The sequence below is a fragment of the Stutzerimonas stutzeri genome (assembly GCF_018138085.1).
Lineage (GTDB): Bacteria > Pseudomonadota > Gammaproteobacteria > Pseudomonadales > Pseudomonadaceae > Stutzerimonas > Stutzerimonas stutzeri_AI.
In genome coordinates this window covers 4,663,878-4,679,504 of the sequence record NZ_CP073105.1, presented here as the reverse complement: position 1 = coordinate 4,679,504, position 15,627 = coordinate 4,663,878, and the positions used below count along the sequence as shown (strand labels likewise).

12 protein-coding genes are annotated in these 15,627 nt (G+C 63.9%); 9 read left to right on the top strand and 3 right to left on the bottom strand.

Translation table 11 applies throughout. The features are described 5' to 3' along the window. Positions 1-10: 10 nt before the first annotated feature. The 4 genes from KCX70_RS21405 to KCX70_RS21390 all read left to right on the top strand — a co-directional run bounded on the left by KCX70_RS21405 (position 11) and on the right by KCX70_RS21390 (position 5,794). Positions 11-2,182 (top strand): type I secretion system permease/ATPase, encoded by a 2,172-nt coding sequence (locus KCX70_RS21405; protein WP_212618760.1) that lies wholly within the window; start codon positions 11-13, stop codon positions 2,180-2,182. 4 nt (positions 2,183-2,186) lie between these two features. Beyond that, positions 2,187-3,542, top strand: a complete 1,356-nt coding sequence (locus KCX70_RS21400) for an HlyD family type I secretion periplasmic adaptor subunit (protein ID WP_212620405.1) — start codon at positions 2,187-2,189, stop codon at positions 3,540-3,542. 103 nt (positions 3,543-3,645) lie between these two features. Continuing rightward, a complete protein-coding gene (gene ompR / locus KCX70_RS21395; protein WP_212618759.1) occupies positions 3,646-4,383 on the top strand; it encodes a two-component system response regulator OmpR in 738 nt (245 codons plus the stop codon). A 91-nt stretch (positions 4,384-4,474) separates the two neighbouring features. Next, a complete protein-coding gene (locus KCX70_RS21390; protein WP_212618758.1) occupies positions 4,475-5,794 on the top strand; it encodes an ATP-binding protein in 1,320 nt (439 codons plus the stop codon). Positions 5,795-5,894: 100 nt separating this feature from the next. On the opposite strand, the gene rimK is transcribed toward KCX70_RS21390, so the two are convergent. Continuing rightward, positions 5,895-6,800, bottom strand: coding sequence for a 30S ribosomal protein S6--L-glutamate ligase (rimK, locus tag KCX70_RS21385; RefSeq protein ID WP_021206227.1), 906 nt, complete (start codon positions 6,798-6,800; stop codon positions 5,895-5,897). Then, entirely contained in the window at positions 6,797-7,264 is a 468-nt protein-coding gene (locus KCX70_RS21380; RefSeq protein WP_021206226.1) for an ATP-dependent zinc protease, read from the bottom strand. The genes rimK and KCX70_RS21380 overlap by 4 nt, the downstream gene beginning before the upstream one ends. 102 nt (positions 7,265-7,366) lie before the next feature. On the opposite strand from KCX70_RS21380, the gene KCX70_RS21375 reads away from it, so the two are divergent. From KCX70_RS21375 to KCX70_RS21355, 5 genes are all read left to right on the top strand, one after another. Further along, positions 7,367-7,762: an RNA-binding S4 domain-containing protein gene (locus KCX70_RS21375; RefSeq protein ID WP_021206225.1), complete on the top strand. Its 396-nt coding sequence runs from the start codon at positions 7,367-7,369 to the stop codon at positions 7,760-7,762. A 123-nt stretch (positions 7,763-7,885) separates the two neighbouring features. Beyond that, positions 7,886-8,779, top strand: a complete 894-nt coding sequence (gene hslO / locus KCX70_RS21370) for an Hsp33 family molecular chaperone HslO (RefSeq protein ID WP_212618757.1) — start codon at positions 7,886-7,888, stop codon at positions 8,777-8,779. Positions 8,780-8,935: 156 nt separating this feature from the next. Beyond that, a complete protein-coding gene (locus KCX70_RS21365) occupies positions 8,936-10,477 on the top strand; it encodes a phosphoenolpyruvate carboxykinase (RefSeq protein WP_212618756.1) in 1,542 nt (513 codons plus the stop codon). 236 nt (positions 10,478-10,713) lie between these two features. Continuing rightward, entirely contained in the window at positions 10,714-11,316 is a 603-nt protein-coding gene (locus KCX70_RS21360) for a nitroreductase family protein (RefSeq protein ID WP_212618755.1), read from the top strand. A 337-nt stretch (positions 11,317-11,653) separates the two neighbouring features. Further along, positions 11,654-13,579, top strand: coding sequence for a RecQ family ATP-dependent DNA helicase (locus KCX70_RS21355; protein WP_212618754.1), 1,926 nt, complete (start codon positions 11,654-11,656; stop codon positions 13,577-13,579). On the opposite strand, the gene KCX70_RS21350 is transcribed toward KCX70_RS21355, so the two are convergent. Beyond that, positions 13,576-15,597 (bottom strand): methyl-accepting chemotaxis protein, encoded by a 2,022-nt coding sequence (locus KCX70_RS21350; RefSeq protein ID WP_212618753.1) that lies wholly within the window; start codon positions 15,595-15,597, stop codon positions 13,576-13,578. The two genes, KCX70_RS21355 and KCX70_RS21350, sit on opposite strands and share 4 nt — an antisense overlap. Positions 15,598-15,627 lie beyond the last annotated feature (30 nt).

Genomic DNA, 15,627 nt, shown 5'->3' with positions numbered 1-15,627 from the left:
GGGGCCGGCTATGAGTCAGCTACAGCAGTCGGCCGAAACGGGCCCTGAAGTTACACGTCATGATCCGCGTGGACGCTATGACGATCCGTTGCTCGACAGCCTGCTGTCGCTTTGCGCCTGCCATCAGAAGGCGGCCAGCCGGGCAACGCTGACGGCTGGTTTGCCGCTCGCCAACCAGCGGCTCACGCCCGAACTGCTGCCACGCGCAGCGGCCAGGGCGGGGTTGCGTGGCCGCTGGCTGCGCCGCGAACTCGGCCAGATTCCAGTGCTCGTCCTACCCGCCTTGTTGCTGCTGGGCGATGGTCGCAGCGCGTTGTTGATCGGCTGGCACGCCGATGGCCGCGCTCGGCTGATGCCGAGCGAGACCGAGGGCGGCGAGATCCTCGTCGCCCGCGAACTGCTCGAAGAGGATTACGCCGGTCAGGCCTTCTTTGCCCAGCCGCAGCACAAGTTCGACCTTGACCAAGGCGAACTGGTCCCACGGGCGCGCCACTGGTTCCGCGACACCCTCAAGCGCTCTCGTTGGCTCTATGCAGATGCGATTGCGGCGAGTTTCATGATCAGCCTGATTGGCCTGGTCACGCCGTTATTCGTGATGAACGTGTATGACCGCGTCGTGCCGAACCAAGCCGAGGCGACCCTCTGGGTGCTGGCTATCGGTGTGGGCGGTGCGTTCTTCTTCGATCTGGTCCTCAAGACGCTGCGTGGGCTGTGCTTGGATCTGGCTGGCAAGAAGACCGATCTGATCATCTCGGCCACGCTGTTCGAGCGCATCGCCGGTATGCGTATGACCCATCGGCCCGCCCGTGTCGGCACCTTTGCCCAGCACATCCATGAATTTCAGTCGCTGCGTGATTTCCTCGCCTCGCTGACGTTGGCCAGTCTGATCGATCTGCCGTTCACGCTGCTGATCATTGCGGTGATAGCGGTGATCGGCGGGCATCTGGCCTGGATCCCGCTGATGGCCTTTCCGCTCGCTGCCGGTATCAGCCTCGCCCTGCAGCGCCCGCTCGCCGATACGCTCGAGCGCAGCATGGCGCTGTCAGCCGAGCGCCAGTCGGGGCTTATCGAGACCCTGAGTGGGCTCGACGCGGTGAAGGTCAACAACGCCGAAAGCGAGCGCCAGTACCTGTGGGAACAGACCATCGGCACGCTGGGGCGTCTGGAGCTGCGCGCCAAGATGCTCTCGAGCCTGGCGCTCAATTCGACCATGGCGCTGCAACAACTGGCCGGCGTGGTGATGATTGTGCTCGGTGTCTACCAGATCATCGCCGGCCAGCTGAGCATGGGCGGGCTGATCGCCTGTTACATGCTCAGCGGCCGCGCGCTAGGTCCGTTGGGCCAGGTGGCGGGCCTGTTGACCCGTTATCAGCAGGCCAAGGTGACCGTGCGTTCGGTCAACGACATGATGGCGCTGCCGCAGGAGCGCCAGGCCGGTGAGAGGCCGCTCAAGCGCGAAGCGCTGCAGGGGGCGATAGAGTTCAGGCAGGTCGACTTCAGTTATCCGGATCAGCAACAAACGGCGCTAAACCAGGTGAGCCTGTCTATTCGGCCTGGCGAAAAGGTCGGCATCATCGGGCGCAGCGGATCGGGCAAAAGCTCCCTGGCCAAGCTGATCGTCGGGCTCAACCAGCCGAGCGATGGCAATCTGCTGGTTGACGGGGTCGACGTGCGTCAGCTCGACGTCAGCGATCTGCGGCACAACATCGGCTACGTCCCCCAGGACGTGCAGCTTTTCGCCGGCACGCTGCGCGACAACCTGGTGATGGGCGCGCGTTACGTCGAGGACGATCAGGTCCTGCAGGCCGCGGAGCGTGCCGGCGTGCATGAGTTTGCGCGCCTTCATCCGAAGGGATACCAGTTGCAGGTTGGTGAGCGTGGGCAGCAGCTGTCCGGTGGTCAGCGTCAGGCGGTGGTCCTCGCGCGCGCGCTGTTGCTCGACCCGCCGATCCTGTTGCTCGACGAACCGACCAGTTCGCTGGACAACACCAGCGAGGATCGTCTCAAGCAGCAGATCGCCGGCGTGATCGGCGACAAGACCTTGCTGCTGGTGACCCACCGCACCTCGATGCTAACGCTGGTGGATCGGCTGATCATCGTCGACCGCGGCCAGATCGTGGCCGACGGGCCCAAGCCGGTCATTCTCGAAGCCTTGAAGAAGGGGCAGATCCGTGTCAGCTAAGCGCCTGCCTGAAGTGCCGCCATTGGTTCGTGCCGGTGTTGGCGGTCTGTTCGGCGCATCCACCGAGCCGTTGCCCGAGGTTCGCAAGGCCTTAGTCGAAGACGCGCCGCGCATTGTGCGGCTGACGATCTGGGGCTTGTTAGCGTTTCTGCTGTTTGCGCTGGCCTGGGCGCATTTCGCCATCGTTGACGAAGTGACCCGCGGCGAAGGCAAGGCCATCCCGTCGTCGCGGCTGCAGAAGATTCAGAACCTGGAGGGCGGCATCGTCGCCGAGCTCTATGCGCACGAAGGGCAGATCGTCGATGTGGGCGACCCGCTGTTGCAACTGGACGACACTCGCTTCGCGTCCAACGTGGGCGAAACGACCGCCGACGCCAACGCACTGACCTTGCGTGTCGAGCGGCTGACCGCTGAAGTCGAAGGGAGGGAGCCGAACTTCCCGGCTGACATCGTCGCCCAGGCACCGTCGCTCGCCTCCAATGAGCTGGCGTTATTCAAAAGCCGCCAGCAGCAACTGCGCGATGAAATCGGCGGTCTCGAGGAGCAGCTGGTTCAGCGTCGTCAGGAGCTGCGCGAGATGGCGTCCAAGCGAGACCAGTTCCGTAGCAGCCTGGCGTTGTTGCGCAAGGAAATCGACATGTCGGAGCCTCTGGTCGCGTCTGGCGCGATCTCACCGGTGGAGGTGCTGCGCCTCAAGCGTGCTGAAGTCGAGAGCCGTGGCCAGCTGGACGCGACGACGCTCGCCATGCCGCGTGCTGAAGCGGCCATCAAGGAAATCGACAACAAGATCGGCGAGGCGCGTGGGCGCTATCGCAGCGAAGCGCTGACCAAGCTGAACGAAGCGCGCACGGACCTGACGAAGCTTCAGTCGACCGGCAAAGCCCTGGAAGACCGGGTGCGCCGCACGCTGGTCACCTCGCCGGTGCGCGGCGTGGTCAAGCAGTTGATGGTCAATACGGTCGGTGGCGTGGTCCAGCCGGGAAGCGACATCATGGAAATCGTCCCGCTGGACGACACGTTGCTGATCGAGGCAAAGATCCGTCCCCAGGACATTGCCTTTCTGCATCCGGGCCAGGAGGCGGTGGTCAAGTTCACCGCCTACGACTACACCATCTATGGCGGGCTCAAGGCGCGGCTCGAATACATCGGCGCCGACAGCGTCACCGACGATGAGGGCAACAGTTTCTTCCTCATTCACCTGCGCACCGACAAGAGCCACTTGGGTAGCGACAACAAGCCACTGTTGATCATCCCCGGGATGGTCGCCTCGGTGGACATCATCACCGGTCACAAGAGCGTGCTGAGCTACCTGCTCAAGCCGATCATCCGCGCTCGCGCCGAAGCTCTGCGCGAGCGTTGAGCGCGACGCCTGCCTTACGGCGAAAAATCTGCTAACAATGGCTGTCAGGTGCGCAGTCCTGACTATGCGCATAATGCATCGACGATTTTCCCGGGGAGTTCCCATGAGCAGCACTGCGCCCGCCAGCGAAGGCGAAAAGATCCTGATTGTCGATGACGACGCACGGCTGCGGCGTCTGCTCGAGCGGTTTCTCGACGAGCAGGGCTACCGGGTGCGTACCGTGGAAAGCGCCGAGCAGATGGACCGTCTGCTCAGCCGCGAGCTGTTCCACCTTGTGGTGCTGGACCTGATGATGCCGGGTGAGGATGGTCTTTCCGCCTGCGCACGGCTGCGGGCCGCCGGCAACCAGATCCCCATCATCATGCTCACCGCCAAGGGCGATGAGGCCAGCCGCATTCATGGTCTGGAGCAGGGCGCTGACGATTACCTGGCCAAGCCGTTCAATCCGCGTGAGCTACTGGCGCGGATCCGGGCGGTCCTGCGTCGGCAGGCGCCGCAGGTGCCAGGGGCGCCGGGCAGCGAGGACGAGACGGTTACCTTTGGCGATTACGAGCTCTTCCTCGGCACCCGCGAGCTGAAGAAGGGCGACCAGGTGCATATGCTCACCACCGGCGAGTTCGCCGTGCTCAAGGCCCTGGTGCAGCATGCGCGCGAACCGCTGACCCGCGACAAGCTGATGAACCTGGCACGCGGCCGCGAGTGGGACGCGCTGGAGCGTTCCATCGACGTACAGATTTCCCGCCTGCGTCGCCTGATCGAGCCCGATCCGTCGAAGCCGCGCTACATCCAGACGGTCTGGGGCGTCGGCTATGTGTTCGTGCCGGACGGCAACAAGGGCTGAAAAGCCGATCAAAGCGCTGGAGGCCTGAGGCTGAACGATGGCGCTTTTCCGTCCAGCCTCAAGCCTCTAGCGTTCTTGTCGGCTTTTATTTATGAAAACCCCGCTCTGGTTCCCGCAAAGCTTTTTCGCACGCACCCTGTGGATGGTGCTGATCGTCGTGCTGTTCTCCAAGGTACTGATGCTGGTGTACCTGATGATGAACGAAGACGTCATGGTCGATCGCCAGTACAGCCACGGTGCGGCGTTGACCCTGCGCGCCTACTGGGCGGCCGACGAGCAGAGCCGCGAGCGTATCGCCGAGGCCGCCGGGGTGCGGCGGGTCGTCGAGGACGAGGTGCCGCCCAGCGAATACCACTGGCCGTACACCGAGATCTTCCAGCGCCAGATGCAGCTCGAGCTGGGCGCAGATACCGAGGTGCGGGTGCGCATCCAGCCACAGACGGCGATCTGGGTGCGGGCGCCGAGCCTGGGGCCGGACTGGTTGCAGGTGCCCCTGTATGCCTATCCGTTGCGTGGGCAGCGGATCTGGAGCGTGCTCGGCTGGTTCCTGGGCATCGGCCTGCTATCGACCGCTGCTGCGTGGATCTTCGTCAGCCAGCTGAATCTACCGCTCAAGCGGCTGGTTTACGCGGCGCGGCAGATCGGCAAGGGCCGCCGTGTGCGGCTGCCCATCAGCGACACGCCAAGCGAGATGACCGAGGTCTATCGCGCCTTCAACCAGATGGCCGAAGACGTCGAGCAGGCGGGGCGAGAGCGTGAACTGATGCTGGCCGGCGTATCCCACGACCTGCGCACGCCTCTGACCCGCCTGCGCCTTTCGCTGGAACTGATGCCCAACGACACCGAACTGACCGACGACATGGTGCGCGACATCGAGGACATGAACGCGATCCTTGACCAGTTTCTCGCCTTTGTCCGTGACGGCAGCGACGAACCGCTGGAATGCCTGGACCTGGGCGAACTGGTGCGTGAGGTGGTCGCGCCCTACAACCAGCATGGCGAACAGGTGCGCCTGTGTGTCGAGCCGATGCCGCCGCTGCCGCTGCGGCGGGTTTCGATCAAGCGCCTGCTGGTCAACCTGATCGAGAACGCCCTGCGCTACGGCGGCCATGGCGTCGAGGTCGCCGCCCATGTGTCGGGCGACAGCAGCGCGCCCTATGTGGTGCTCAGCGTGCTTGACCGCGGCACCGGCATCGATCCGCAGGAGCTGGGCGAGATCTTCAACCCCTTCATTCGCGGCGATCGCGCACGCGGCGGGCAGGGCGCCGGACTCGGGCTGGCCATCGTCAAGCGCATCGCCTCGCAGCATGGCGGCGTGATCGAACTGCGCAACCGCGAAGGCGGCGGACTGGAGGCGCGGGTCAGTCTGCCGTTGGGGTTGTTGTTGCCGAGGGATGCGATAAAGACGTAAAGCCGATACGAGCGCTTGAGGCTGGAAAGCTTGGCGAGGTTCAGTGCTCGTTCAGAAGCTGTCCAGCCTCCAGCCTCCAGCCTCCAGCCTCCAGCCCGGGTCAGCCTTTACCCTTCGTCCGGGTCAGATGCGGTCCGGCATTCTTCTCCAGGTACTGGATGATCAGCCCGGCCACGTCCTTGCCAGTGGTTTCCTCGATGCCGGCGAGACCCGGCGAGGAGTTGACCTCCATCACCAGCGGGCCGTGGTTGGAGCGCAGGATGTCGACGCCCGCCACGGAGAGGCCCATGACCTTGGCGGCGCGGATGGCGGTCATGCGCTCTTCCGGGGTGATCTTGATCAGGCTGGCGGTGCCGCCGCGGTGCAGGTTGGAGCGGAATTCGCCGGGCTTGGCCTGACGCTTCATCGCCGCGATCACCTTGTCGCCGACGACGAAGCAGCGAATGTCCGCGCCGCCGGCTTCCTTGATGTACTCCTGGACCATGATGTCCTGCTTCAGACCCATGAAGGCCTCGATCACCGATTCCGCGGCGGTGGCGGTTTCGCACATGACCACGCCGATGCCCTGGGTGCCCTCAAGCACCTTGATCACCAGCGGCGCGCCGCCGACCATCTGGATCAGGTCGGCGATGTCATCGGGTGAGTGGGCGAAGCCGGTCACCGGCAGGCCGATGCCGCGGCGCGCCAGCAACTGCAGCGAGCGCAGCTTGTCGCGCGAGCGTGCAATGGCGACCGATTCGTTGAGCGGGAACACGCCCTGCATCTCGAACTGACGCAGCACGGCGCAGCCATAGAAGGTAACCGAGGCGCCGATCCGCGGGATCACCGCGTCGAAGCCCTCCAGCGGGCGGCCGCGATAATGAATCTGCGGTTTGTGGCTGGCGATGTTCATGTACGCGCGCAGGGTGTCGATGACGACCACCTCGTGGCCACGTTGCTGGCCGGCCTCCACCAGGCGGCGGGTCGAATACAGGCGTGGGTTGCGCGACAGCACGGCGATTTTCATTGGGCACCGGGAGAGGTAAGGGTCTGGGGTTTTTCCTGCACGTAGGTGCGTGCAGGGTCGACCAGCCATTTGCCGTCCATCAGGGCTTTTGACCCCAACAACAGGCGATAGCGCATGGTCTTGCGACAGGTAAGGGTGAATTCCACCGGCCACAGGTGAGAGCCCAGCGCCAGCAGCGTGCGCACCACATAGCGCGTCTGCGCCTGGCCGTTGGAGCTCTTGATCGTCTTGCGTGCCACCACCGGCGCTTCACAGCGATGGCGTCGCTGTACCAGCGTGCCCAGATGCGCGGTGAAACGAACCCAGCGCTCGCCGCCGCGTTCGAATTCGCTGATGTCGGTGGCGTGCAATGCCGAGGTGCTGGCGCCGGTGTCGATTTTCGCACGCAGGCCGACCACGCCGAGCTCAGGCAGGGCGATCCATTCGCGCAAACCGATGATTGTCTGGGGGTCGGGACTGTTCAAAAGCTGTATCCAGTAGATTTCCGCGCATTCTAGACGGGGTGCATGACAACCGCATCTACCTGTACGAACCTATGACAACGAGACGCCACGCAGAGTTGAACGATGAGTGAGAAAGACGACGGCAAGGTCCGGTTGGACAAATGGCTGTGGGCGGCGCGCTTCTTCAAGACGCGGGCGCTGGCCAAGGCAGCCATCGAGGGCGGCAAGGTGCATTGCCGCGGCGAACGCTGCAAACCGAGCAAGGAGCCCAAGCTTGGCGAGGAGCTGGTCATTCGCGCCGGTTACGACGAGCGCACCGTGGTGATCAGGGCGCTGTCGGCGGTGCGCAAGGGCGCGCCCGAGGCACAGCTGTTATATGAGGAAACGCCCGACAGCCTGGCCCGCCGCGAACACGCCGCGGCCATGCGCAAGGCTGGCAGCCTGGGTGTGGAAACCGATGGCAAGCCGAGCAAGAAACAACGGCGCGCCTTGCAGCGTTTTCGTTCGGATGCGGGGTGACCGTGTCCGGTTGGACGGCCGTCACTTTGGACCTAGAATGCGGTCCCTTCTTTAATCCGGGATGGTTCTCCGGACGCCGTACCTGCCCGAACCAATCATTCCTTCATTGCCCTGGTCATGCCCATGCTCGATTTCGATTACACCCAACGTTTCCTCTTCGATGACACCGATGTGCGCGGTGAATGGGTCGGGCTCGAGCGTAGCTACGCCGAAGTGCTGGCCAAGCACAGTTATCCGGAGCCTGTGGCGCAGTTGCTCGGCGAGCTGCTTGCTGCCGCCTCGCTGCTGGTCGGCACGCTCAAATTCGACGGCTTGATCGTCCTGCAGGCGAGCTCGACCGGCGCGGTGCCGTTGCTGATGGTCGAATGCTCCAGCGATCGGGAAGTGCGCGGCATCGCCCGCTACGACGAAACGCTGCTGAGCCCGGGCACAACCTTGGCCGAGCTGATGCCCGACGGGGTGCTGGCGATGACCATCGATCCTGCCAATGGGCAGCGTTATCAGGGGATCGTCGCCCTCGACGGGGTCAACCTGGCGGAAAGCCTGTCGAGCTATTTCGCGTCCTCCGAGCAACTGCCCACGCGCTTCTGGCTCGCTGCCGACGGCCGCCGCGCCTGCGGCATGCTGCTGCAGCAATTGCCGGCCGATCGCATCCGTGACGGCGAAGAGCGCGAGGCCAGCTGGCAGCATCTACGCACCCTGGCCGATACCTTGTCGACCGAGGAGCTGCTCGGCCTCGACACCCAGACCATCCTGCATCGCCTTTATCACGAAGAGCAGGTTCGGCTGTTCGAGCCGAGACCGATCGTGTTCCGCTGCAGCTGCTCGCGCGAGCGCTCGGCCATGGCGATCATCAGCCTCGGCCAGCAGGATGCCGAGCACTTGCTGCAAGAGCAGGGCGGTGCCATCTCCATCGATTGCCAGTTCTGCAACCACAGCTATCGCTTCGATGCGGCCGATATCGCCCAGCTATTCGCAGGCGCGGGGACGGCGGGTCCCTCCGGTACGCGGCACTAAAAAAGGCAGGGGGGCGTAGAACCTTTTCGCCATTACGCCCTCATACCCTCCGCTGCGCCTTTTCTGTCATAATCGCGCGCACTTTTTTCGATGTAGTCCGTCGTCGGGTGGGCTACAACAGCATGGAGGAATCGGCCCAGGGCCGACGGGGAACTCATGACGCAAGCCAATAACGCCGTTTACATCGATATCAGCATCGCTCAACTGGTCGAAGAGGCCATCAAGCGCGGTGAGGGTGAATTGGCCGCCAACGGCGCGCTCGTCGTGAAAACCGGTCACCGGACCGGTCGTTCGCCAGCTGATCGCTATATCGTCGAAGAGCCCAGCACTCAGGCTTCGATCGCCTGGGGGCCGATCAACCGTCCGTTCCCCGCCGACAAGTTCGATGCCCTGTGGGATCGCGTCGAGGCCTTCAACAAGGCTCAGGATCACTTCGTTTCCCACGTCCATGTAGGTTCTTCCGAGGGTCACTACCTGCCGGTCAAGATGACCACCGCCACCGCCTGGCAGAACCTCTTCGGCCGCCAGCTGTTCATCAATCCGGCGCAGTACAACCCGTCCGGCAAGGACGAGTGGCAAGTGCTCAACGTCGCCAACTTCGAATGCGTGCCGGAACGCGACGGCACCAATTCCGACGGCTGCGTGATCATCAACTTCGCCGCCAAGAAGGTCCTCATCGCCGGTATGCGCTACGCCGGTGAAATGAAGAAGGCGATGTTCTCGGTGCAGAACTACCTGCTGCCGGAAGCCGACGTGCTGCCGATGCACTGCGCCGCCAACATCGGCGAAGACGGCGACGTCACCCTGTTCTTCGGTCTGTCCGGGACCGGCAAGACCACCCTGTCGGCCGACGAGTCGCGCTACCTGATCGGCGACGACGAGCACGGCTGGGGCACTGGCGTCGTGTTCAACATCGAAGGTGGCTGCTACGCCAAGTGCATCGACCTGTCCGAGAAGAACGAGCCGGTGATCTGGAAAGCCATCCAGTTCGGCACCGTGCTGGAAAACGTCGTGCTGGACGACGAGCGCGCCGCTGACTACACCGACGACAGCCTGACCCAGAACAGCCGTGCCGCCTACCCGCTGGAGTACGTCGAGAAGCGTTCCGAGAAGAACCTGGGCGGCGAGCCCAACGCGGTGATCTTCCTGACCTGCGACCTGACCGGCGTTCTGCCGCCAGTGTCCATCCTCAATGAAGAGCAGGCGGCCTACCACTTCCTCTCCGGCTACACCGCGCTGGTCGGTTCTACCGAGATGGGCTCGGGCAGCGGCATCAAGTCGACCTTCTCCACCTGCTTCGGCGCGCCCTTCTTCCCGCGTCCGGCCGGCGTTTACGCCGAGCTTTTGATCAAGCGCATCCAGGCGTTCGGCTCCAAGGTTTACCTGGTCAACACCGGCTGGACCGGCGGTGGCTACGGTGTCGGCAAGCGCTTCAACATCCCGACGACCCGTGCCGTGATCGCCGCGATTCAGAGCGGTGCCCTGGTCGGTGCCGAGACCGAGCATCTGCCGATCATCAACCTGGACGTGCCGAAGGCCGTCGAGGGTGTCGATACCCAGCTGCTCAACCCGCGCAACACCTGGGCCGACACCAACGCCTACGATGAAGCCGCGAAGGAACTGGCGAACAAGTTCATCGAGAACTTCAAGAAGTTCGACGTTTCCGACGCCATCAAGGCCGCCGGGCCGCAGCTCTAAGCGGCGGGTGTGGCACTGAAAAAGCCGCCTTCGGGCGGCTTTTTCGTGGGCGGCGTTCTGCCGGCTCGGTCGCCCCGGCGTGGTCGGCGGCGAGCGCGGCGAGCCCATGCTGCAGGAGGCCGACGCAATCCCTCTTATCGGTTCGGTTGATAACTTCCATCAACCAAGACGGATGGTTTCGCTGCACGTCGGCGCATAGCATAGCGGCCACGTTTTCAGTCAATCGGAGCTACGCCATGCAGATCGAAGAAGCCATCCAGACCCGCCGCGCTGTCAAAGCCTACGACCCGACCTTCCAGCTCAGCCGCGAAGAAAAGGACGAGCTGTTGCAGCTGGCGTTGCTCGCGCCTTCGGCCTTCAACCTGCAGCACGTACGCTTCGTCGAAGTGAGCGACCCGCAACTGCGCGCGCAGATTCGCGAGGTGGGCTGGAATCAGGCGCAGATGACCGATGCCTCGATGCTGGTCGTGGTCTGCGCCCAGGTCGATAGCTGGGAGAAGAATGTCCGCCGCGTCTGGGAGGGTGCGCCGCCCGAGGTGCAGGACTACATGGCTGGCGCCATCGACACCTACTACCGTGGCAAGCCGCAGGTTCAGCGCGACGAAACCATGCGCAGTTGCGGCCTGATGGCTCAGACCCTGATGCTTGCCGCCCGTGGTAAGGGCCTGGACTCCTGCCCCATGGACGGCTTCGATTTCGACGCCGTGGCCAAGCTGATCAACCTGCCGGACAATCACGTCATCGCGATGATGGTTGCGGTCGGCAAGCGCGCCGCCGAGCCCAAGCCGCGTATCGGCAAGTTGCCGTTCGATGAAGTGATCATCCGCGACCGTTTCTGAGCAATCTGAAGGGGCGCACGGAGCGTCCTTTTCTTCGCGCCGCCGCGGCCCGTTCCGCGGCGGCGCGCTTCCATTCCCCGACCCGCCAGCGCGTCGGGGTGATGTCGCTTTTCACATCCACCGTGACGTCAGCGCTGTCTGTGTGGTGGATCGGTGAAGCGTGATCCACCCTACGCGTCCCGCGCCTTGCTGCCTTCCGGGCTGTAGGGTGGATGACGCTTTTCACATCCACCGTGACGCCAGTGCTGTGTGTCTGGTTGGATCGGTGAAGCGTGATCCACCCTACGCATCCCGCACCTTGCTACCCTCCGAACTCCAGTCAAAGGAGTGACCTCGCATGATCGAACAGACCCTCGCCCAGACATTCGGCTACGACGGCTTCCGTCCCGGCCAGGAGCAAGCCATTCGCGCCGTGGTGGCCGGGCGCTCGGCGGCGGCGATCTTTCCCACCGGTTCCGGAAAGTCGCTGTGCTATCAGTTACCGGCACTGCTGCTGCCGCACCTGACGTTGGTGGTTTCGCCGCTCCTGGCGCTGATGCAGGATCAGCTGGCCTTCCTGCACCGGCACGGCATCGCCGCGGCCAGCATCGATTCGGCGCAGAGCCGCGAGCAGGCGAGCGAGACCATGGCCCGCGCCAAGTCGGGTGAGCTGAAGATTCTGATGATCTCGGTGGAGCGGCTGAAGAACGAGCGCTTCCGCCACTTCATAAGCCAGGTGCCGATCTCGCTGCTGGTGGTGGACGAGGCGCACTGCATTTCCGAATGGGGCCACAACTTTCGCCCGGATTACCTCAAGCTTCCCGACTATCAGCGTCAGTTCAACATTCCACAAACGCTGCTGCTGACTGCCACGGCGACGCCGCCGGTGATCGCCGACATGCAAGCCAAGTTCGCCATTACAGCGCAGGACGTGGTGACCACCGGTTTCTATCGGCCGAACCTCAACCTGCTGGTGGAGCCGGTCAGCGGCTTCGGCAAGCAGCGGCGGCTGGTGGAATGGCTGGCAGACAAGGCCGGCCAGCCGACCATCGTCTACGTCACCCAGCAAAAGACCGCCGAGCAGGTCGCCGAACACCTGGGTCAGCGCGGTTTTCCCGCCAGCGCCTACCACGCCGGTATGGGCCACGAGCTGCGCGAGTCGATCCAGCGTCGCTTCATGGGCGGTGAGCTCAACTGCATCGTCGCCACGATCGCCTTCGGCATGGGCATCGACAAGTCGGACATCCGCAACGTGGTGCATTACGACCTGCCCAAATCGATCGAGAACTACAGCCAGGAAATCGGCCGTGCCGGGCGTGACGGGCAGCCGTCCGACTGTCTGGTGCTGGCCAACCGCGACAGCCTCAGCGTGCTGCAGAACTTCGTCTATGGCGACACGCCGGAACGCGAGGGTATCCGTTGCGTGCTCGAGGAATTGCGCCAGGCAGGCGCGGGCGGGCAATGGGAGCTGATGCTCAACCAGCTGTCCGACCAGAGCAATATCCGCCAGCTGCCGCTGAAGACCTTGCTGGTGCAGCTCGAGCTCAAGGGCATCATCGCCCCGCGTTTCGCCTATTTCGCCGAGTATCGCTTCAAATACCTGCTCGAGCCCGATGCGCTGGTGGCGAAATTCGAGGGCGAGCGGCGGCAGTTCGTCGAGGCCATCGTGCACACCTCGGCGCGGGCCCGGACGTGGTGCACTCTGGATTTCGATGCGCTCTATCAGCAGCACGGCGCCGACCGCGCGCGCGTGGTCAAGGCGCTGGAGTACTTCCAGGAGAAAGGCTGGATCGAGCTGGAAAGCAAGCAGATGACCGAGGTCTATGCACTACTCGATGCGAGCTTCGATGCCGAGGCGCTGAGTGGCGAGCTGCACGATTATTTCAAGCAGCACGAAGCCAGCGAAATCACCCGCATCGACAACATGCTGGCACTGTTCGAGTCCGCCGAGTGCCTGAGCCAGCGGCTGGCGGAGTACTTCGGCGATCGCCAGGCACCCCAGCGTTGCGGGCATTGCTCGGTCTGCCGCGGGCAGGTCGCACAACTCCCGGCACCGCCAGCGTTGGCGCCGCTTGCGGAGATAGATCTGGACGCCCGCTGCGCCGATTTCGACCAGCGCTACCGGCAGCTCAAGGGGCATGCGCCCAGCGTCGAATGCCGGACGCGTTTCCTCTGCGGCATCAGCGTGCCGCTGTTCACCAAGCTCAAGGCCCGCCAGCTCCCGGGATTCGCCTCGCTGGAGGCATACCCCTATGCCGAGGTACGCGCGCGGCTGGCAGGCTAGCGCGCCGTCAGGCCGATCAGCCGGTCGGCGACGCCCTTGGTCTGGCGTGAAGTGCCCGCGGTGAGGTTGCTGGAATTCTCCAGCGCATCGAGCAGTCCGGTGAGCGAGCCGATGCCGGCCGACTGGGTCTCGATGTGCTGCGCCACCGCGCGGATCTCACTGGCCAGCCGGTCGATGTCGGTACCGATCTCCTCGGCATTCTTGCCGGTGATCTCGGCCAGCTTGCGCACCTCGTCGGCGACCACTGCAAAGCCGCGACCTTGTTCGCCGGCGCGTGCGGCCTCGATGGCCGCGTTCAACGCCAGCAGGTTGGTCTGCCCGGCGATCTGCTGAATGGTCTGCACCACCGACTGGATACGCTGGCTGGACTGCGCCAGGTCGCGGGCGCTGCCAACCACTTCGTCGGCCTGATGAACCATCTGCTTGACCGATGAGCCGGCTTGCTCGATCACCGTGCCCTGCTGGTTGATGTTCAAGGTCAGGTCATCCATCGAGCCGTGCAGCTCGTTGGCGCATTGGCTCAGCTGTTCGGACATGGACCGGCGCTCATGATCGGCCTGGGACAGCACCTGCCCAAGGTCGGCCAGTCCGCGGAACACCGGGCGGATGTGCTCGTCCAGACCATTGACGTCCACCGCGCTGCTGTAGTCCTGGCGCTTGAACTGCTCGATCTGCTTGACCACCACCTGGCTGAGGCCGGTGAGCTTCTTGATCTGCCGGCGCAGGAAGAAGGCCTTGAACTCGCCGTGGTAGGCGATGAAGTTGTCGGTGTAGTCGTCGTGGAATTCTTCTTTGCCGCTGGTTCGGAAGAAGAACACCGCGGTCAGCGTCTGGTTGAGGTTGAGGCCGAGAATTTCACCGAAGGTGGAATATCCGGCGACCGGCACGTCGTCGAACACCGGGTCCATGCCGCCAAGTGCCTGCTCATTGTTCAGGCGGCGCAGGATGCAGTCGTTGAGGATGCCTACCAGGGGCTTGCCGGGCTTGTTGCGCATGAATCTCTGATAGTCGCGGCGGGTGGCCTCGGCCAGCGGGGTGCGCTTGACCATGATCAGCTCCTCGCCGGGCGCCACGTCGCAGAACAGGTGCACGCGCTCGTTGGCGAAGTCGATCTGCGAGATCGAGCGGACGAACACCTCCTCGCCGACGCGGATGGCGAAGGAATAGTCGGCGAGTCGTTGCTCCAGCTCCCTCGGGGCGCACTTGAGCGCCTCGCACAGCGCCTGAACCATGGTGCGGATGTTGCCACGGGAATCGACCACCTGGCTGATGTAGCGGTCTTCCAGCGAGGCGCTGAGCACGCTCAGGCTGAGCGCGGTGGGCTCGAAGTTCTGGCTCTTGAACACGCCGAAGCGCACATCGCGGGCGCACTTGAGGAAGACAATCAGCGCGTGGTTCTGGTAGCTGCGCTTGCCGTCGTGCAACTGGGTCTTCTGGAAGTCCAACTTGCCGCCGGCTGAACCGCCGACGAACAGGCAGGGAAAACGCCCGGATTCGTACAGGGCTTCCATGAAGAAGGACTCCGACGCCGAGAGGCCATCGAAGAAGATATTCGCCAGAGTGTCGCGGTAGTCGATCTTCATCGACACCTGCAGGCGCTTGATCGAGGCGCTGAGCTTGGCGATCCGCTGCGCCATGCTCATGCGCTGGGCGCCGTTGCGGATGTCCTCGCACTCCAGCGGCACCTGCACGATTTCCGCTGCGGCAATCACGCTGGCGTCGAACAGTTGCAGCACCGCGCGATCCCACTGCGCGCCGGTCGCGCAGTAGAGCCGCTGGTTCTCGCTGGAGAGCTCGCCGGAGGTGGTGCACAGGCTGATGACCGCCCGTGGGAAGCGTTGCGAGACCTGCCGCGCCACCTCGTCCAGATTGACATGTGGAGAGACGAAGCCGGCGATATAGGTCGGATCGAACTTCAGGTCGGCAAGCTTTTGCGCGAGTTGCTGCGCCGTGCTGAGCAGGCTCAGGGTGCCGTCGGTGTGTCTGTTGCCTGGCTTGAAACGGGATAAGGAAAGCATGGGCAGTACTCGCGTGAAGGGGTGAAGCGC

Excerpts from the sequence above, each read along its gene's own strand:
- KCX70_RS21355 (WP_212618754.1), top strand. The coding sequence starts at position 11,654 with ATGATCGAACAGACCCTCGCCCAGACATTCGGCTACGACGGCTTCCGT.
- KCX70_RS21360 (WP_212618755.1), top strand. The coding sequence starts at position 10,714 with ATGCAGATCGAAGAAGCCATCCAGACCCGCCGCGCTGTCAAAGCCTAC.
- KCX70_RS21350 (WP_212618753.1), bottom strand. The coding sequence starts at position 15,597 with ATGCTTTCCTTATCCCGTTTCAAGCCAGGCAACAGACACACCGACGGC.
- KCX70_RS21405 (WP_212618760.1), top strand. The coding sequence starts at position 11 with ATGAGTCAGCTACAGCAGTCGGCCGAAACGGGCCCTGAAGTTACACGT.
- KCX70_RS21390 (WP_212618758.1), top strand. The coding sequence starts at position 4,475 with ATGAAAACCCCGCTCTGGTTCCCGCAAAGCTTTTTCGCACGCACCCTG.
- ompR (WP_212618759.1), top strand. The coding sequence starts at position 3,646 with ATGAGCAGCACTGCGCCCGCCAGCGAAGGCGAAAAGATCCTGATTGTC.
- hslO (WP_212618757.1), top strand. The coding sequence starts at position 7,886 with ATGCTCGATTTCGATTACACCCAACGTTTCCTCTTCGATGACACCGAT.
- KCX70_RS21365 (WP_212618756.1), top strand. The coding sequence starts at position 8,936 with ATGACGCAAGCCAATAACGCCGTTTACATCGATATCAGCATCGCTCAA.
- rimK (WP_021206227.1), bottom strand. The coding sequence starts at position 6,800 with ATGAAAATCGCCGTGCTGTCGCGCAACCCACGCCTGTATTCGACCCGC.
- KCX70_RS21375 (WP_021206225.1), top strand. The coding sequence starts at position 7,367 with ATGAGTGAGAAAGACGACGGCAAGGTCCGGTTGGACAAATGGCTGTGG.